Origin of the sequence: Salmonella sp. SAL04202, from assembly GCF_046550775.1 — a bacterium.
In the GTDB taxonomy this organism is placed as follows: domain Bacteria; phylum Pseudomonadota; class Gammaproteobacteria; order Enterobacterales; family Enterobacteriaceae; genus Salmonella; species Salmonella enterica.
The window spans coordinates 76,645-92,544 of sequence record NZ_JBGDXK010000007.1 but is presented as its reverse complement, the minus strand read 5'-3'; the positions used below and the strand labels follow the sequence as shown (position 1 = coordinate 92,544).

At 55.2% G+C, this 15,900-nt stretch carries 23 protein-coding genes; 4 read left to right on the top strand and 19 right to left on the bottom strand.

Going from position 1 to position 15,900, the window contains the following annotated elements; genetic code table 11:
• Positions 1-35: 35 nt before the first annotated feature.
• Complete coding sequence (locus tag ACLJQJ_RS21340) at positions 36-629, bottom strand: recombinase family protein (RefSeq protein ID WP_001749283.1); 594 nt, start codon at positions 627-629, stop codon at positions 36-38.
• A gap of 282 nt (positions 630-911) precedes the next feature.
• On the opposite strand from ACLJQJ_RS21340, the gene ACLJQJ_RS21335 reads away from it, so the two are divergent.
• On the top strand, positions 912-1,493 hold the full coding sequence (locus tag ACLJQJ_RS21335) for a tail fiber protein (protein WP_161976932.1): 582 nt from the start codon (positions 912-914) through the stop codon (positions 1,491-1,493).
• On the top strand, positions 1,493-2,101 hold the full coding sequence (locus tag ACLJQJ_RS21330; protein ID WP_107973971.1) for a tail fiber assembly protein: 609 nt from the start codon (positions 1,493-1,495) through the stop codon (positions 2,099-2,101). Before ACLJQJ_RS21335 ends, ACLJQJ_RS21330 begins: the two co-directional genes overlap by 1 nt.
• Here the strand turns inward: ACLJQJ_RS21330 and ACLJQJ_RS21325 are convergent.
• From ACLJQJ_RS21325 to ACLJQJ_RS21240, 18 genes are all read right to left on the bottom strand, one after another.
• Positions 2,073-2,501, bottom strand: coding sequence for a tail fiber assembly protein (locus ACLJQJ_RS21325; RefSeq protein ID WP_107973972.1), 429 nt, complete (start codon positions 2,499-2,501; stop codon positions 2,073-2,075). The genes ACLJQJ_RS21330 and ACLJQJ_RS21325 overlap by 29 nt on opposite strands.
• Before the next feature lie 3 nt (positions 2,502-2,504).
• Positions 2,505-4,142, bottom strand: coding sequence for a phage tail protein (locus ACLJQJ_RS21320; RefSeq protein WP_198895296.1), 1,638 nt, complete (start codon positions 4,140-4,142; stop codon positions 2,505-2,507).
• Positions 4,139-4,750 carry a phage tail protein I gene (locus ACLJQJ_RS21315; protein ID WP_001285340.1) on the bottom strand — a complete coding sequence of 204 codons (612 nt, stop codon included), beginning with the start codon at positions 4,748-4,750 and terminating at the stop codon, positions 4,139-4,141. The genes ACLJQJ_RS21320 and ACLJQJ_RS21315 overlap by 4 nt, the downstream gene beginning before the upstream one ends.
• Positions 4,743-5,651: a baseplate assembly protein gene (locus tag ACLJQJ_RS21310; protein WP_001121473.1), complete on the bottom strand. Its 909-nt coding sequence runs from the start codon at positions 5,649-5,651 to the stop codon at positions 4,743-4,745. The genes ACLJQJ_RS21315 and ACLJQJ_RS21310 overlap by 8 nt, the downstream gene beginning before the upstream one ends.
• Before the next feature lie 4 nt (positions 5,652-5,655).
• A complete protein-coding gene (locus ACLJQJ_RS21305; RefSeq protein ID WP_000127163.1) occupies positions 5,656-6,003 on the bottom strand; it encodes a GPW/gp25 family protein in 348 nt (115 codons plus the stop codon).
• A complete protein-coding gene (locus tag ACLJQJ_RS21300; protein WP_001093697.1) occupies positions 6,000-6,635 on the bottom strand; it encodes a phage baseplate assembly protein V in 636 nt (211 codons plus the stop codon). The genes ACLJQJ_RS21305 and ACLJQJ_RS21300 overlap by 4 nt, the downstream gene beginning before the upstream one ends.
• Before the next feature lie 66 nt (positions 6,636-6,701).
• A complete protein-coding gene (locus ACLJQJ_RS21295) occupies positions 6,702-7,154 on the bottom strand; it encodes a phage virion morphogenesis protein (RefSeq protein ID WP_001001786.1) in 453 nt (150 codons plus the stop codon).
• On the bottom strand, positions 7,147-7,614 hold the full coding sequence (locus ACLJQJ_RS21290) for a phage tail protein (RefSeq protein ID WP_001749231.1): 468 nt from the start codon (positions 7,612-7,614) through the stop codon (positions 7,147-7,149). Before ACLJQJ_RS21290 ends, ACLJQJ_RS21295 begins: the two co-directional genes overlap by 8 nt.
• Positions 7,577-7,840: an Rz1-like lysis system protein LysC gene (gene lysC, locus ACLJQJ_RS21285; RefSeq protein ID WP_223228211.1), complete on the bottom strand. Its 264-nt coding sequence runs from the start codon at positions 7,838-7,840 to the stop codon at positions 7,577-7,579. The genes ACLJQJ_RS21290 and lysC overlap by 38 nt, the downstream gene beginning before the upstream one ends.
• The gene (lysB, locus tag ACLJQJ_RS21280) at positions 7,722-8,147 is read right to left on the bottom strand and encodes an Rz-like lysis system protein LysB (protein ID WP_001697717.1); all 426 of its coding nucleotides are present in this window, start codon (positions 8,145-8,147) and stop codon (positions 7,722-7,724) included. The genes lysC and lysB overlap by 119 nt, the downstream gene beginning before the upstream one ends.
• A complete protein-coding gene (locus ACLJQJ_RS21275) occupies positions 8,135-8,560 on the bottom strand; it encodes a DNZ54_00345 family protein (protein WP_001749230.1) in 426 nt (141 codons plus the stop codon). The genes lysB and ACLJQJ_RS21275 overlap by 13 nt, the downstream gene beginning before the upstream one ends.
• Before the next feature lie 14 nt (positions 8,561-8,574).
• Positions 8,575-9,072, bottom strand: a complete 498-nt coding sequence (locus ACLJQJ_RS21270) for a glycoside hydrolase family 104 protein (RefSeq protein WP_001144101.1) — start codon at positions 9,070-9,072, stop codon at positions 8,575-8,577.
• On the bottom strand, positions 9,072-9,353 hold the full coding sequence (locus ACLJQJ_RS21265; RefSeq protein ID WP_000123123.1) for a phage holin family protein: 282 nt from the start codon (positions 9,351-9,353) through the stop codon (positions 9,072-9,074). The genes ACLJQJ_RS21270 and ACLJQJ_RS21265 overlap by 1 nt, the downstream gene beginning before the upstream one ends.
• A 3-nt stretch (positions 9,354-9,356) precedes the next feature.
• The gene (locus ACLJQJ_RS21260; protein WP_000846409.1) at positions 9,357-9,560 is read right to left on the bottom strand and encodes a tail protein X; all 204 of its coding nucleotides are present in this window, start codon (positions 9,558-9,560) and stop codon (positions 9,357-9,359) included.
• Positions 9,560-10,069 carry a head completion/stabilization protein gene (locus ACLJQJ_RS21255; RefSeq protein ID WP_000988638.1) on the bottom strand — a complete coding sequence of 170 codons (510 nt, stop codon included), beginning with the start codon at positions 10,067-10,069 and terminating at the stop codon, positions 9,560-9,562. Before ACLJQJ_RS21255 ends, ACLJQJ_RS21260 begins: the two co-directional genes overlap by 1 nt.
• A 99-nt stretch (positions 10,070-10,168) precedes the next feature.
• Positions 10,169-10,912: a terminase endonuclease subunit gene (locus tag ACLJQJ_RS21250; protein WP_000203444.1), complete on the bottom strand. Its 744-nt coding sequence runs from the start codon at positions 10,910-10,912 to the stop codon at positions 10,169-10,171.
• Between the two features lie 3 nt (positions 10,913-10,915).
• Positions 10,916-11,989, bottom strand: a complete 1,074-nt coding sequence (locus ACLJQJ_RS21245) for a phage major capsid protein, P2 family (RefSeq protein WP_001248595.1) — start codon at positions 11,987-11,989, stop codon at positions 10,916-10,918.
• 58 nt (positions 11,990-12,047) lie between these two features.
• Complete coding sequence (locus tag ACLJQJ_RS21240; RefSeq protein WP_001074420.1) at positions 12,048-12,902, bottom strand: GPO family capsid scaffolding protein; 855 nt, start codon at positions 12,900-12,902, stop codon at positions 12,048-12,050.
• 173 nt (positions 12,903-13,075) lie between these two features.
• Between ACLJQJ_RS21240 and ACLJQJ_RS21235 the strand changes: the two genes are divergently transcribed.
• Both ACLJQJ_RS21235 and ACLJQJ_RS21230 read left to right on the top strand, forming a co-directional pair.
• The gene (locus tag ACLJQJ_RS21235) at positions 13,076-14,848 is read left to right on the top strand and encodes a terminase ATPase subunit family protein (protein WP_000156861.1); all 1,773 of its coding nucleotides are present in this window, start codon (positions 13,076-13,078) and stop codon (positions 14,846-14,848) included.
• A complete protein-coding gene (locus ACLJQJ_RS21230) occupies positions 14,848-15,882 on the top strand; it encodes a phage portal protein (protein ID WP_000038188.1) in 1,035 nt (344 codons plus the stop codon). Before ACLJQJ_RS21235 ends, ACLJQJ_RS21230 begins: the two co-directional genes overlap by 1 nt.
• The last annotated feature ends 18 nt before the right edge of the window (positions 15,883-15,900 follow it).

Here is a 15,900-nt window from a genome sequence, read left to right as displayed (position 1 = left end):
TGAGTGATATTTTCAGTTGTGCCGGAGATGTCAGGCTATTTGTCCCGGTTGGCTAAGGGATGACACAATTTATTCTTTGTCGCTGATGAGGGGAATTTTTTATAGAGCGTGGACAGGCCAATATCAAAAATCAGCGCCACGCGTTGACGTGATTCACCCGCAGCCAGCAACCGTCCTGCCTGTTCCCACTCACTCGCGGTGAGCTTCGGACGTCTGCCACCAATACGACCTTTAGCTCTGGCCGCTTCCAGTCCGGCGCGTGTCCGCTCGACAATGAGTTCTCGTTCCATTTCAGCCAGGGCACCCATCACATGAAAGAAAAAACGCCCCATCGGCGTGCTGGTATCAATAGCATCTGTCAGGCTGCGAAAATTAACGCCGCGTTCGCGCAGTTCCTCAACCAGAATGACCAGATGCCGCATACTACGCCCCAGCCTGTCCAGCTTCCAGACTACCAGAGTGTCACCTGCTGATAATGTTCTGAGCAGTTTTTTCAGTCCCGGTCGGTCAGACTTCGTGCCGCTGATTTTATCCTCAAAAATCAGCTCACATCCTGCACACTCCAGCGCATTACGCTGCAATTCCGTGTTCTGGTCATTTGTTGACACGCGTACATAGCCAATAAGCATGAGCATCCCCCTGAATAAAAACCGGAGATGATGCCAGTTGCCCGTTATCTCTGCATTTTCATAAACGTTGGTTTGGGAGAAGTGCTATTTAAGGGGGACGGTAGGTTCCTCGCAGGAACATTTGTCAGTGACGCAATTGACCGAACATCAATTGGTGTTCGGGCGGCTACAGGTTGTCAGTTTATGCGCGCGTACAAAGCGCCTGATGCACCGAATCAAACAAGTTACTGGCAGATTGTTGTATTGCCTGAAGCGACTTCAGGAGCTGTCGCATGTCTCGCGATGAGCGGAAATGTAATTTATCTTGGCAGCGGAACTACGGCAGCTATTACAACATGGACGCCACTCACAGGAAGGCAACCGCTGGATGCCACGCTCACAGCCCTTTCGGGGAAATCCCCGTCCGATATAGTGAATTATCTGGGCATTTCGTCGAATCTGATCCCGGTCGGCGTCCCTCTCCCGTGGCCGCTTGCTGCACCGCCTTCGGGCTGGCTGCTCTGTAATGGACAAACATTCACTGCGACACAGTATCCGGCGCTTGCTGTCGCTTATCCGGCCCTTGCCACCCCTGATTTACGCGGTCTGTTTATTCGTGGGCTGGATAATGGTCGTGGTTATGATCCGTTGCGTGATCTGGGAACCGAGCAGCTTGATGCCTTTGCATCGCACCGACACCAGCCAGAACAGTCAGGTGCCGGTAACAGATTTGTTGCTGACTATTCAGAAGATGGTACAGGCTCAGGCGCGCAGATTGCGATGGGGGCAAACAACTATGCTATGTGTCGGTATACCAACTATGTCGGCGGTACTGAAACTCGCCCGCGTAACTTCGCGCTTAACTACATTGTGAGGGCCGCATAATGGATAAAAAAATTGCTGTAATGACTGATGGGTTTGCATCAAGTGAAGGCTGGCTCGACGTGTATCACTTTAATTGTGAAACGTTCGAATACACAGGAACAACAAACGAGTGGATATCTTTTGCCACCGGCGTTCCTGCATGGTCTACGGATATCGCGCCGGGAGACGCAAGGCAGGGTTTTACGCAGGTTTTTGACACTGATAAAAAAACGTGGGGTTATGTAGTCGATCATCGGGGGAAAACCGTTTATTCAACAGCCAGCGGCGAATCGTCAGAGGTTGATTATATCGGTGATATAGCACTTGGCTATGTTACCAGTGCCCCTGCAACAGCTTATGATAAATGGGATGGTAAAAAGTGGGTGACTGATACGGATGAGCAGCACGGCGGGGAGGTAGCCAACGCTAAAGTGCTTCAGGAGAAATACATTGCTGCTGCAAATGACGTTATGAACAGAAAGCAGTGGCCAGGTAAAGCGGCGATTGGTCGCCTGAAAGGTGACGAACTGGCGCAATACAATTTGTGGCTGGATTATCTTGATGCGCTGGAGGCGGTCGATATCTCCAGCGCACCAGATATTACCTGGCCTGCTCCCCCGGAGGCGTAGGCCATACGGGTTTTTCTGTATCAACGCGCATCAGCAAGACCCGGTACTTTTTCCACTCAGTTAACGCGGCGGTTTCTTCTGCCGTCGCCATTGCAAAATCAACCGCATCCTGCAACGTTGAAACCATAGTGTTTGCTTCCTGCATCAGGCTTTGTTTCCTTGAGTCAGCCTGTTGTTGTAACTCTTTTTCCGTAGAGGCTGGGCGTTCTGTCAACACAGGATAGCCGTCACTCCCTGCGGTGATTACCATTCCTGCCTGCTGACCTGAAAACAAGGTTTTATAATCCTCATCCGAAACAGGAATGGCATCTTTCGGCCAGCCTTTTCCGGCTTCGTATAATTTTTTATCGGCAGCGAAATAAAAACCTGATTCTTTTGCACTGTAATAATATTTGCTCATCAACTATCTCCCAAAAGCCATAAATGCCACCGGATATGGACTAACGTTTCCACCATCATTTTTGTTCGATGCAAAGAACTGGCTATTACTTAATGGATATCCAAATGCGTTATCCACACCGCTGCCCTGGGCGCTCGTATTGGTGACCAGAACGGCAAAGCACTGATTTGGGAATCCTCGTGGGAAATTGTACGTCCCGTTTGCACCGGCGATGAGTCCCCACTGCGTAATCAATCCAGTGGACTCATCGCGATGCCAGCCGTTTGTATCCAGACTTGCCGTATTTTTCTTGTTGAATGTATTTTCTAAATACGCCTTTAAGCCGATTCCAGTCCCCCAGGCACTGCCCTGAAGATTCCCCGTCTGGTCAAGCCAGGCATTACCACTGCGAACATTGCCGTCAGCTTTTAAATCTCCTCTCAGCCCAATTTCTCCCGTTCGCGTATTGAAATAAATACGTGTGGTGCAGTCATAAGTACACGTCAGGCCGATACCATTCCACGAACCAATTTCAACATTATTACCGCCAAACCCCGCATCATCAGCGGCGGTATGCCTGAGGAAATGTGTCAGGCCACCAAGAAGCAATGCGCCATTTACCAGACTCGCATTGCCAATAATCTTAAATTCAGTGTTAGTGAGTTCAGCGATTTTCTGACTGTTCGCATAAACACCAATAACCCCGTCTGACTCGAACACAAAACCACTATCTGAATCACCGATGTTGATTGCAGGTTTTGAACCATCAAACGGCCCAGTTCCCAGCGTACCAATACTGACGCGTTTTGACGGATTAAGGGTTTCGTTTAAACCAAGGTATGCGAGAAGACCGGCAACATCCTTTCCACTCAAATGAGTCAGCGTATTGTCCAGCGGTTGTTTACCTGCCAGCGCATTGTTAATGGTGGTGCTGAATTTCGGGTCATTGTTAATGGCCGCGGCAATTTCTTTCAGTGTGTCCAGCGTGGCTGGCGCGCCGTTAATCAGAGCGGTAATAGCAGCCTGAACAAACTCAGTGGTCGCAATCCGCGTGGTGTTATTTCCTGCGGCAGGCGTCGGCGCTTTTGGTTCTCCGGTAAATGTCGGATTATGTTTCTGCGCATACTGGGTATGAGGGTCCTGTGCGGCAATGTGTTTGCTCATCTGGTCATCCACATACAGCCTTAATTCCAGGACTTCATCATCCACGTATTTACGGGTCGCCAGTACCACCGACGGGTCGATTTTCAGCGTGATAGCTTCGGTATTCGTGACAACCAGAATCATGCGGATAGTCTGGGTACGACCACTGCCTTCCTGCAACTGCGGTTTGTACGTTTCCGGGCAGTTCGCCACCGCAATGAGTACGCCTTCATCATCATAAAGCCCAATCTCACGGATCCAGAATCCGCCCTCGTTCTCAGGGATGATTTGCTCCGCAATAATCTGGCTCTGGTTGTTCGGGTCAACACTCAGAAGATTCAGCGGCGCGATGCGTTTCTGGTTAATCAGTTTTGTCTGTGCCGGGTCTGGTGTCGGCAAGACACCATTCGCATCACCAACGGCCATTTGCGTCAGATTCAGCTTACTGCCGAGCATCGTCGCGTTAGCCAGCCGTGCTGCGCCCTGATTAGTCAGAATGGCGTAGTATTTCACTGTCATGCGTTTACTCTCAGGTTATCAATTAAATGAATGGCCGAGGCCGGGAAATAATCCCCTCCGACAATAATGGCCTCCGGGGTGTAGGGATAAACCGTCAGGGCGTCGCCGTGATAGCATCCCGCACCGGCAAAAATGTTGCCGGTTGTACTTAAACTGATAGCCAGTCCCGTCAGATGGCGGCTTGCCGGTTTTGCATCAGCAACGAGGCGCTCCAGCTCCTGATACATTTCCTCGGTAATACCCTGCTCAAGCACGCCAACAACGATACGGAACGTCCCCGGCTCCTCGTTGAGCTGCCACCACTCCCTCACCTCAATCAGATAGCCGAGCGGCTCCACCACACGCCGGATTGCGCCTATAGTGCCCTTATGGCAGTGAATGAAATACGCATCGCGGATAACAGCGCGTTTTGTCGCTTCCGGCCACTTATCATCCCAGCGGTCAACCGAAAATGACCACGCCAGCCACGGCAGCAGATTTGCCGGGCAGGTGTCCGGGTTCCACAGCTCACGAATACTGACCGGCGTTTTTTCAATTTCCGCACAGGCTTTTGCGGCGGCAACTTCAAGCGGCGATGAGCCGGTTGGCAGCAGGCGCGAATCACTCATCCGAGCCTCCGGTCACGACGCGGTATTCAGTACAGAAAGACGCCTGCGTATTGTTGAGCACGATGTCGGCCAGCGGTGCAGCCAGTTCGACACGCTGCACGCCTTCCACATGCAAAGCGGCATAAATGGCAGACAGACGGATATCGCGCCCCAGCCGGTGCTGTGCCGTGATATACGCTTCCAGTTTTTTCACGGCGGCGGCGCGGATGGGTTCGCTTTCTGGACCAGGGTAAAGATACAGCGTGGCGTTTATCTGGTATTCAACGATGGCGGCAGACTGCACGGTCACACGGTCAGCCACCGGCCTGACGTCCTCGCCATTAAGGGCGTTACGCACCACGGCCAGCAGGTCTTCGGATGCGACACCGTTATTTTCACGTGACAGCACAGAGATAGTGACGCAGGCCGGAGACGGACTGGTGACAGAGATATCCGCGACACGCCCGTCGGCACTGCGGCCATGATACTGATAGGCACCCACCGACCCGGCGACGCTTAAACCTTCAAACGCCTGCTGAATACGCAGACGATAATCGGTGTCAGATTCCATCACTGCCGGTGTCGGCGGGATAGTCGAATCATCTGCCGGAGTGATAATCAGGCGCGTGGTGTTGTAATTGGCACCAATCACATCAAGGTCATTACCGGCTGCACAGGCCAGCATCACAGCCCGTGCGGCCTCATTCACACGCTGACGCCAGATAAGCTCACGATAAGCATTTTCCTCCAGCAGTTTGACGAGAGGCTCAGATTCCAGCGTCAGGGTACGGGCGACCGCCTCCTGCTGGTCTTCCGGGTAAAGGGAAATCAGTGTCGCCTTGCGTTCGGCGAGAATGGTTTCAAAGTCCAGCTCCTCGACCACATCCGGTGCGGGTAGCTGGTTCAGGTCGATAATCGGCATGGTTTCAACTCACAGGGATGGTTAACGAAAGTGGCTGGCCGGTGTCGTTGTGCTGACCGGTTAACGTGACCGTCATTCGCCCGTCAAAACTGCGCGCCGTGGTGACGGATGACAGGGTGACGCGGGGTTCCCATTTCAGCACTGCCATGTAACAGGCGACCTTAATCTGCAACTCAAGCGCCGGAGTCTGCGGCTGGTCAATCATTGACGCCAGCAACGAGCCGTAATCACGACGCATCACCCGTGAGCCGACCGGTGTGCGCAGGATATCGCCGATACTCTGGCTGATATGCTCAAGGTCAGTGACCGTCAGGCCATCACTGCGATTCATTCCGAGATAACGCGCTGTCATAAAGGACTCCCGGTTGTGCCGCCGCTGTCGCCGGGGTGTTTGTGGGTATGCAGTACCTTACCGTTTGATGAGAGTTCACCGCCGGTGTGTTCAATGTTGCCGCGCATCGTCCCGCCCTTCTGCACTTCCAGCGTGCCGGTAGTCAGTTTGTTAGTGCAGACCACTTCCGGTGTGTCCAGAGTGACACGGGTTGACGCTTTCACCGTGACCACCGGTACCGTGGCAGTAACAGAATCAGAAGCCGTCACGCTGGCCGTTTTAATTCCGCTTACCGTGAGTGCACTGGTTTCGGGTTCATATTCAATCACCGCCCCGTCAGGGAAACGGATATGCAGGGCATCCGCCGACGCAGACGGCGCGGGGTTATCGCCGGAATAAATCCCCGGCAGAACAAACGCCGTGTCAAGTTCACCGCCCACGGCCAGAATCAGCACCTGCTCCCCCACGGAAGGTGCCCACCATGTGCGCGAACGCCCGGCACGACAGGTCAGCCACTGAAGCCAGTCGGTGCACATGCCGCCGGTCTGCACACGGCAGCGACCGGCGTTAAGGTCGGTTTCGACGATAATGCCGGTGCGTATCATGTTGCGCAGTGCGCGCGCGAGTTCCTGAATATTTGCGAGAGTGTTCATAACGGGAAGGATGCCGCCGGGTCATACCGGCGGCAATGTGACGATGAGGTGTCGGGAATGGCACAACTAACGGTCGAGGTGAGCCAGGATAATCTCTTCAATCATCTGCACATCCTCACCGGTAAAGCCGAGCAGAGGACGCGCCGGATAATCAATTTTCTTACCGTCTTTCCGGGTTTCTTCCGACAGACCGAACTGATGCACACTGGCGATTTTCGGTGACTTCCCGCCGTAAAACTCCATTGATGCCTGTTCCGGGCTGGCGCGGATATGCAAAAAACGACTGGTGATAAGTTTCGCAAACATTTTTCGCTTAACACGACCAGTCTTTTTTCTGGCGCTCTGCTGCTGGCGTGGCGCGTAGGGTGTGCCGTCCGGGGCTTTCTGAGCCATCACCCGACGCTGCTGACTCTGCCGCAGACGTTTCGCCAGTTCGGCACTCAGTCGCCGACGCCCTGACGGTGACAGCGACTCAATCAGTCCGGTCAGCCGGTCTTCAAAACGCTTAAACTCATTCATCCCACTTGCTCACCAGTTCGCCATTGATATACAGCTCCATCGGGCGGGTGACCGGCTCCGGCGGCGAAGGTTCCGGGATATTCTTCACATGCAGCGCGCCGTCCACCTCACTGACCAGCGTGCGCTCGGTCAGCATCAGGCTGATGCTGATATCAAAGCTGCTGTCATTGTTGATGTCTGCATAAAACGTGAAGCCCTTTTTCTGGCCTTCGTCGGTGGTCATGATGTCGGGCTGATTTTCCCGCAGCCACGCCAGCACCGGCACGATGAGCAGGTCAAAATCACCGGTAAAGTCGGTCACAATGACATTGAGCGTGTAACGCTTTTCAAATGACAACGACGCCGCCAGTGTGGAGGCAATACTCCCGTTATCCACGAATATCCGCAGCATCTCGGGACTGGTTTTCAGCACCGTGACGGCATCAGTCAGCGCCCTGCGCAGGCTGTCGGGTTTGAGCATCGTTTTCGTCCTGACAGTGTTTAATCATTTTTACCTGGCTGGCACAGCGTGCCAGCGCGTTCTCAAGCTGCCGGATATCGGCACTTAAATCGCCGTTCGTCTGCGGGTCACTGCCCGGCATCGGGCAAAGACTCACTTTCGGGCAGGCGTTGGCGACAATCACTGGCGTCGGTGCAGGCCGGACGCTGGTGCAACCGGCGCACAGCATCAGGCAGGTCAGCGCCATACCAGCGGCGAAAATCCTCGTTTTCATTCAGTAACCTCGTGATGGTTTTCTCGCGCTGTGCTTCACGCTTCGCGGCGTTTTCCAGTTCCTGACGCAGTGCCACCTGCGCCAGCTCGTTTTTGTCTGCCCTGGTGATGGCAACATGAAGCTGATTTTTCAGCATGGTGATGGTCGCCTGCTGTTCACTGGCGACGTTATTCGCCCTGTCCAGCGAGGCGCGCAGGCTGGCGTTTTCATGCTTCGCCAGAAACAGCCCCGCCACCGCCAGCGATAACAACACAACCAGCACAGTCATCAGCTTTGACATGGTTCCCGCCCCTCAAAACGCTGACGGCAGGCCGTACGTACCAACCGGAAGAACAGCGACGCCATGAGATAAATCAGCGCGGTAAAAATCCACCCGGCAGCAATCAGCGAGACAAACGTCGCCACCATCACCACCAGAGCCGTCGCCCGTCTGCGCCACGGCACCGGCTGCAAAAACAGCGACGAGACAATCTTCACGGCCAGCGATTCCGGTGGCTGCTCCCGCCCGTAGAGTTCCAGTACATACTCCGTGGCATACACGCCGACACCACCGGCAACCACACAGATAACCGTCGCCAGAATCGCCCAGGCGGCGACAAAACTGACGGCCACGCTCTGCGGGTAAATCAGGGACAGTGCCAGCATCAGCGTCAGCGACACATTCAGCATCAGTGAAAGGGATAATTTCTTCATGGTGTTTACTCCGTTTAAGCCGGTACACCGCCAGCGGTACGCCAGACGGTGACCAGTTTTTCCAGTGAATGCTCACGCTGACCGTAACCGGCACCCGGCAGGGACGCCCAGATATTGCGACAGCGTGAAATGGCGCGCTCAATGCGTCCCGCCCGGATGTCATCCAGTGCACCGCGTTCGCGGATCAACTGAATGGCGAGCCTGTCCTGTGACAACGGACTGAAATCCGGCAGGGCAAGCTGTTTGCGGTAGTGCGGCCAGAACAGGTAAAGCTGCTGATAGCGACCGGAGGCCGTGGATTTTTCACCGCGACGGTTAAACACCTTCGCCGGTCGGCCATGCGCGAACGGGTGGTCACTGTAGTCAGTGAAAATTTCCGGCTTCCCGTCCAGTCCGGTGACTATCACGTCATAGCCCCGGTTTTTCGTCAGCGGATGATTCGCCGTCCCTTCGGACACGGCCAGCATGTCGAGAAAGGCCGCGATATTCTGATGCGTGTTAATTACCGGCATTACGGTTTCCCCCTGCCCTTAAAACGGCGCTGAATGGCAATCTCAATCACCTGATAACCGGCGATACCCAGCATGGAGCCGATACCGCACACCGCAGGCAGTGACAGGTCAGGAAACTGCACCAGAACAACACCGGCAACCATCGAGACAAAACCACCGAGCAACATGCGCCCGATAAACAGACGCGGGGTGATGGGTTCACCACCGGCAAGCACCTTGCCGACAACAATCAGCACCCCAATCATGAAAAGCGACAGGACGCTTTTTTCTTCTGCTGTCATGCGTTACTCCCACAGATTGACAGTTTCAGCCACGGGCGCGGTCTGAACGTCGGGCAGTTCGACGGCGGTGCCATGCGGCAGCACCGCACCCAGTTCAGCCAGTCCCGGATTTGCGGCGAGCACGGTCTCAACCACGCCCTCAGTGCGCCCGTAATACCGGACACAGATGGCGTCGAGCGTGTCGCCCTGTAGCGCAAAGGTCTTCATCAGATTTGACTCACGATGCAGCGCGGCTTGTCCTGGATACGCGCCACCGCCCAGCGCATATCCCGCCACAGTTCATCAATGGTGCTGTCAATGCTGTCAGCCTTCTTGTCGCCTTTCGAACTGGCATCCACGCCGCGGTAACGCTCATAAAGCGACGCGGTCGCCATCGCACACACGGCGCGCTCGTAGTAAAAAACTTTGATGCTTTCACCGTCGATGTCGTCCGCCGGGACGTCCGCCAGACGCGTAAAACCGGCGGCAATTTTCTGTTCGCGGTACTCGTACAGCTCCGCATTTGTTTCCGCCATGCCTGACTTGATGGCCTCACGCAGACGGGCGGGGGCGACGGTCTGCTCAAGGCGCATACGTTCCCGGACGCGCTTCGGGTCGATATCGGGAAAAAAGAACGTGTTTTTAATCACCGGCTCGTCGCCTGCCGGTTGCGGGATGACCACCGTACCCTCACCGGACACGGGAGCCTCCTTTCGCGGAATAATCAGCGTCATCATGACTACCTCAGAAAAGTCGGGCGGTGGACGCCGGTACAGCGTCAGGTGATTCACCCACACTGACCGGCGTGCCGCCCTGGCGCGGGGCGCATTCGGTTGTTAACTGGCTTTCTTTTTCGGGCGTCCACGTTTTGCCGGTGTCACGCTCCGGGTCTTACGCGGGGCGCGGGTGGCCGCTTTGGGCTGCGGCTCCGGCTTCGGTTTCAGCTCCCGCTCCAGTCGTTCAATCTCTTTTTTGACGCCTGCCTGACAGTCGAGCTGTGTCGCACGTTGCAGGTGAGCCAGCGCACCGGCGGCATCACCACCGTCACGCAGAAACAGACCGGTGATTTTGTGCAGCTTTGCGCGCACTTCATCAGGCATGTCAGCCGTGGCGGTCAGTTCAAGGGTGTCCGTCAGCAGGCGGGTATCCACAGACTCACCGGCAGCGTGAGCGCGCATGGCCGCAAGCGCTACCTCCTCGGTGAACATGTACGGCGGGGTACGGCGGTGTTTACCCGGCATGGTCAGACCGTACTTCAGGGCATAACGGGCAATCTCCAGCGCACCGGCAATATCGCCGGTATCCAGACGCCACAGCATGACCGTCATCAGAATGTCATCCTGTGCACCTTTGCCCTGCTCCAGCACGCCGTTCACCCACGGCAACCAGAACGGCAGCAGTTCGCGTTTTTTCGCGGCCTTCAGCTCTTTTGAATAAATCGCTTTCAGTGTGCGCTGGTCTGCGGCGAGCTTAACCAGCATCTGCTCATAGACAGTTGCATGTCGCAGCGGGGCGGCTTCCCGCTGCGCGGTCATCGCTGCCGAGACCCGCATCATGTGGCGCTGTGCGGGACTCGTCATCGGTTACGCTCCCGGCTCTGCGGTCGCTTTAGCCAGTGTGGAGAAATCACCGACCTTAATTTTTTCCACCAGACAACCGGCGGCGTAGTCTTCCACCACGTAATCAATGTTCATTGACTCGTAGTTCTCCACGCGGTCGAGTTTCGGGTTTTCCTCAATCACGCGGCGATGGCTGTCATCCATGTAGTAGATGGACAGGTTTTCCAGCTTCGTGATGAGCATCGCATCCGCCGGGAAGTACGGGACGCGTACCGCTGGCAGGTTACCGATGCGTTTCTGGCTGATGATGACGTCAGCGGCCAGCATTTCGCTGTTGTCCTGCTCCTTGTTAACGATGGGGAAATACTTGTCCGCCAGTAACTGACGTCCCACTATCACCACAAGGTCAGGGTCTTCCTGATACCACGGTTCGATCAGATTGTTGGTCGCATCCATCACCAGTGCATCAAGGCTGGCATAATCACCGCCCTTACCCACGCGGATGACCTCAGAGGTCGTGTGACCTTCCTCGTCAGTGACCTTGCTCATCACGCGCGCCGGGGCTTCATTGCGGTATTTCTGCAGCCAGCCGACCGCCACATCCTGCAGCATCGGATTACTGTTGCGGTCAGAGGTTTCGGCACGCTTCACGCCGTTAAAACCGGCCATGATGAAATCAAGGGACTGGCGTTTGATAATGGCGTTACGGATACGGAGCTGGAAATCCTGATAACGCGCCCACAGGTCCAGCGTTTTGTAGCGGATATAAAAATCGAAGTTAACCTGGTCGCATTCGTACTTGTTGGACGCCAGCTTCGAGAAGTCCTTCGGCTGACGCTCGGTGCCACCGGCGGTGTCGGTGGTGCTGGCGATGGAGCCGGTGACACCGATACCAATTTTTTCCCCTTTCATTTCGCTGACCGGCACAATGTTGATGCGGGTCAGAAAGTCAGAGGACTCCTGCATGGTGTTCATCAGGGTCTGGGTGACCGACGGTTCAACGGTGAATTTTTTCGACACATCACCGGCGTCGATGCCGTTCAGTTCGGCAACACGGGACAGGTAGGCATTAAATTTAAAGCGGGTTTCCTGGCGCATAGTTTTTCCTGAAATTAAGGGTTAATCGTGAAGGTTTTCCCGGACTGACTGACGCCGGTCAGCAGTTCGTCATCAGGGCGTCACCGCCACCGCCGGTGGCTTTACTGCGGCGCTGCTGGGTCAGACTTTCGGTGTGGTCGAGACTGTTTTTCAGGCGGGTGAATGCCTGACTGGTTTCATCCGCCCTGTCAGTCACATCCTGCTTAAGTGCGGAAAAGGCGGTTTCCATCTCAGCAAGGCGCTGCTCAGTGGCGCTCAGTTTTTCCTGCACATGTTCAGCAACAGCGGTCACCGCTTCATGCACGTCATTCAGACGGGCGTCATCGCTGGCCTGTTTGCGGCCAAAAATGGATTTCACCTTTTCGGTCAGGGCGGTGAACACGGTTTCAGGCAGGTCTTCAAATTCCAGCTCAACAGGCGTTGCCACTGAAATCAGGTTTTCAGGGCTTAATTTGAAGCGGTTCAGGGGGTTGTGTTTTGCCGTGCGGCAGAATTCCAGGTATTCCGTGCCGAGGCTTGCCGGGTCATCGGTGACGGCCAGACCCACCAGATAACATTTGCCTGTATTGGCAAAGTTCGGCTGAATTTCCATTGAGGTATAGACCTTCTGCGCGGCCTTGTTCATCGCGATAAGGTCATCGGTCGGGGTGATTTTCGCAAACAGCGCCCATTTGCCTTTCAGCGCCGAATCATCGTCAATCTTTTCGGCCTTCAGTTCGACCACATCGCCATAACGCTTAAAAATACCGTCAGGCAGGATGCCGCGCAGATGTTCCAGGTTAATGCGGCAACCATAGACTCGCGGGTCAAAGGTTTCGGCCATTTCCTGAATATCCTGCGCACTGATGACACGCCCGTCACAGGTGTCACCCTCAACGCCGATACGAAAGAATTTTGATGCTTTTTTTGCCATTGTCAGGAGTCCTGAATAGTGATTAGAGGAGTCACATGTCGGCATCAGTTTCCCGACGATGCGCATCCTCCGCCATCAGTCCCGGATGGCTTATCACTGACACAACAGCACCTTAGCGAATCGCGGGGCGCGACTCAGTAGCCTTGCCGTGTATTCATCACGGCGAGGTATTCATGACCATCACCACAGACACCACTCTTTTACACGACCCGCGTCGTCAGGCGGCGCTGCTGTACTGGCAGGGGTTTTCCGTGCCGCAGATTGCCGCCATGTTGCAGATGAAACGCCCGACGGTGCAGAGCTGGAAACAGCGCGACGGCTGGGACAGCGTTGCCCCCATCAGCCGTGTCGAAATGAGCCTGGAAGCGCGGCTGACCCAGCTCATCATCAAACCGCAGAAAACCGGCGGTGACTTCAAGGAAATTGACCTTCTGGGACGCCAGATTGAACGACTGGCACGGGTAAACCGTTACAGTCAGACCGGCAACGAGGCAGACCTTAATCCGAACGTCGCTAACCGCAACAAAGGCGGGCGTCGCAAACCGAAAAAGAATTTTTTCAGTGACGAGGCCATCGAAAAGCTGGAGCAGATTTTCTTTGAGCAGTCTTTCGACTATCAGTTGCACTGGTATCGCGCCGGGCTTGAGCACCGCATCCGCGATATCCTGAAATCCCGCCAGATTGGCGCGACGTTTTATTTTTCCCGCGAGGCGCTGCTGCGTGCCCTGAAAACCGGTCATAACCAGATTTTTCTGTCGGCCAGTAAAACGCAGGCGTATGTATTCCGCGAATACATCATCGCCTTTGCCCGGCTGGTTGACGTTGACCTGACCGGTGACCCGATTGTCCTGGGCAATAACGGCGCAAAACTGATTTTTCTCGGCACCAACTCCAACACCGCGCAGAGCCATAACGGCGACCTGTACGTCGACGAGATTTTCTGGATCCCGAATTTTCAGGTACTGCGTAAGGTGGCATCAGGTATGGCCTCACAGAGTCACCTGCGCTCGACCTATTTCTCCACCCCGTCCACGCTGGCGCACGACGCCTACCCGTTCTGGTCGGGTGAACTGTTCAACCGGGGACGCGCCAGCGCCGCTGAACGCGTGGAGATCGACGTCAGTCATAACGCCCTTGCCGGAGGGCTTCTCTGTGCGGACGGTCAGTGGCGGCAGATTGTCACCATTGAGGACGCCCTGAAAGGCGGCTGCACGCTGTTCGACATTGAACAGCTCAAACGCGAAAACAGCGCCGACGATTTTAAAAACCTGTTCATGTGTGAATTTGTTGACGACAAGGCGTCGGTGTTCCCGTTCGAGGAGCTGCAACGCTGCATGGTCGACACGCTGGAAGAATGGGAAGACTATGCGCCGTTTGCCGCCAATCCGTTCGGCTCACGTCCGGTATGGATTGGTTACGACCCGTCACACCGTGGCGACAGCGCCGGATGCGTGGTACTGGCACCGCCGGTGGTGGCCGGTGGCAAATTCAGAATACTTGAGCGTCACCAGTGGAAAGGCATGGACTTTGCCACCCAGGCGGAATCCATCCGCAAACTCACCGAAAAATACAACGTCGAATACATCGGTATTGATGCCACCGGCCTCGGTGTCGGCGTGTTCCAGCTCGTGCGCTCGTTCTATCCCGCCGCGCGCGACATCCGCTACACGCCGGAAATGAAAACCGCAATGGTGCTCAAGGCAAAAGACGTCATCCGCCGTGGCTGTCTGGAATATGACGTCAGCGCCACCGACATCACCAGCTCGTTTATGGCTATCCGCAAGACCATGACCAGCAGCGGACGCAGCGCCACCTATGAGGCCAGCCGCAGCGAGGAAGCCAGCCACGCCGACCTCGCCTGGGCGACCATGCATGCCCTGTTAAATGAGCCACTCACCGCCGGTATCAGCACCCCGCTGACATCCACCATTCTGGAGTTTTACTGATGAGCAAGAAAAAAGGGAAAACACCGCAGCCAGCGGTGAAAACAATGACCGCCAGCGCCCCGAAAATGGAGGCATTCACCTTTGGTGAGCCGGTGCCGGTACTCGACCGCCGTGACATTCTGGATTACGTCGAGTGCATCAGTAACGGCAGATGGTATGAGCCGCCGGTCAGCTTTACCGGTCTGGCAAAAAGCCTGCGTGCTGCCGTGCATCACAGCTCACCGATTTACGTCAAACGCAATATTCTGGCCTCGACATTTATCCCGCATCCGTGGCTTTCACAACAGGATTTCAGCCGCTTTGTGCTGGATTTTCTGGTGTTCGGTAATGCGTTTCTGGAAAAGCGTTACAGCACCACCGGTAAGGTCATCAGACTGGAAACCTCACCGGCAAAATATACCCGCCGTGGGGTGGAAGAGGATGTTTACTGGTGGGTGCCGTCCTTCAACGAACCGACAGCCTTCGCGCCCGGCTCCGTGTTTCACCTGCTGGAGCCGGATATTAATCAGGAGTTGTACGGCCTGCCGGAATATCTCAGCGCCCTTAATTCTGCCTGGCTGAATGAGTCGGCCACGCTGTTCCGCCGAAAGTATTACGAAAATGGCGCACATGCCGGATACATCATGTACGTCACCGATGCCGTGCAGGATCGCAACGATATCGAAATGCTTCGCGAAAACATGGTTAAGTCGAAAGGCCGCAATAACTTTAAAAATCTGTTTCTCTATGCCCCGCAGGGGAAAGCCGACGGCATTAAAATTATCCCGCTCAGTGAAGTGGCGACGAAGGACGATTTTTTTAATATCAAAAAAGCCAGCGCCGCTGACCTGCTGGACGCACACCGCATCCCCTTTCAGTTGATGGGGGGCAAGCCGGAGAACGTCGGGTCGCTGGGTGATATTGAGAAAGTGGCAAAGGTCTTTGTCCGCAATGAGCTTATCCCGTTACAGGACAGGATCCGCGAGATAAACGGCTGGCTCGGTCAGGAGGTCATCCGCTTTAAAAACTACTCACTGGACACTGACAACGGCTGAACATCGCCGCCTGCGGGC

Coding starts and splice junctions, on each gene's coding strand:
- ACLJQJ_RS21325 (WP_107973972.1), bottom strand. CDS start 2,501: ATGAGCAAATATTATTACAGTGCAAAAGAATCAGGTTTTTATTTCGCT.
- ACLJQJ_RS21295 (WP_001001786.1), bottom strand. CDS start 7,154: ATGAATGAGTTTAAGCGTTTTGAAGACCGGCTGACCGGACTGATTGAG.
- ACLJQJ_RS21330 (WP_107973971.1), top strand. CDS start 1,493: ATGGATAAAAAAATTGCTGTAATGACTGATGGGTTTGCATCAAGTGAA.
- ACLJQJ_RS21340 (WP_001749283.1), bottom strand. CDS start 629: ATGCTTATTGGCTATGTACGCGTGTCAACAAATGACCAGAACACGGAA.
- ACLJQJ_RS21300 (WP_001093697.1), bottom strand. CDS start 6,635: ATGAACACTCTCGCAAATATTCAGGAACTCGCGCGCGCACTGCGCAAC.
- ACLJQJ_RS21250 (WP_000203444.1), bottom strand. CDS start 10,912: ATGACGAGTCCCGCACAGCGCCACATGATGCGGGTCTCGGCAGCGATG.
- ACLJQJ_RS21335 (WP_161976932.1), top strand. CDS start 912: ATGAGCGGAAATGTAATTTATCTTGGCAGCGGAACTACGGCAGCTATT.
- ACLJQJ_RS21230 (WP_000038188.1), top strand. CDS start 14,848: ATGAGCAAGAAAAAAGGGAAAACACCGCAGCCAGCGGTGAAAACAATG.
- ACLJQJ_RS21290 (WP_001749231.1), bottom strand. CDS start 7,614: ATGCTCAAACCCGACAGCCTGCGCAGGGCGCTGACTGATGCCGTCACG.
- ACLJQJ_RS21235 (WP_000156861.1), top strand. CDS start 13,076: ATGACCATCACCACAGACACCACTCTTTTACACGACCCGCGTCGTCAG.
- ACLJQJ_RS21275 (WP_001749230.1), bottom strand. CDS start 8,560: ATGAAGAAATTATCCCTTTCACTGATGCTGAATGTGTCGCTGACGCTG.
- lysC (WP_223228211.1), bottom strand. CDS start 7,840: ATGGCGCTGACCTGCCTGATGCTGTGCGCCGGTTGCACCAGCGTCCGG.
- ACLJQJ_RS21270 (WP_001144101.1), bottom strand. CDS start 9,072: ATGCCGGTAATTAACACGCATCAGAATATCGCGGCCTTTCTCGACATG.
- lysB (WP_001697717.1), bottom strand. CDS start 8,147: ATGTCAAAGCTGATGACTGTGCTGGTTGTGTTGTTATCGCTGGCGGTG.
- ACLJQJ_RS21320 (WP_198895296.1), bottom strand. CDS start 4,142: ATGACAGTGAAATACTACGCCATTCTGACTAATCAGGGCGCAGCACGG.
- ACLJQJ_RS21310 (WP_001121473.1), bottom strand. CDS start 5,651: ATGCCGATTATCGACCTGAACCAGCTACCCGCACCGGATGTGGTCGAG.
- ACLJQJ_RS21315 (WP_001285340.1), bottom strand. CDS start 4,750: ATGAGTGATTCGCGCCTGCTGCCAACCGGCTCATCGCCGCTTGAAGTT.
- ACLJQJ_RS21245 (WP_001248595.1), bottom strand. CDS start 11,989: ATGCGCCAGGAAACCCGCTTTAAATTTAATGCCTACCTGTCCCGTGTT.
- ACLJQJ_RS21255 (WP_000988638.1), bottom strand. CDS start 10,069: ATGATGACGCTGATTATTCCGCGAAAGGAGGCTCCCGTGTCCGGTGAG.
- ACLJQJ_RS21305 (WP_000127163.1), bottom strand. CDS start 6,003: ATGACAGCGCGTTATCTCGGAATGAATCGCAGTGATGGCCTGACGGTC.
- ACLJQJ_RS21240 (WP_001074420.1), bottom strand. CDS start 12,902: ATGGCAAAAAAAGCATCAAAATTCTTTCGTATCGGCGTTGAGGGTGAC.
- ACLJQJ_RS21265 (WP_000123123.1), bottom strand. CDS start 9,353: ATGACAGCAGAAGAAAAAAGCGTCCTGTCGCTTTTCATGATTGGGGTG.
- ACLJQJ_RS21260 (WP_000846409.1), bottom strand. CDS start 9,560: ATGAAGACCTTTGCGCTACAGGGCGACACGCTCGACGCCATCTGTGTC.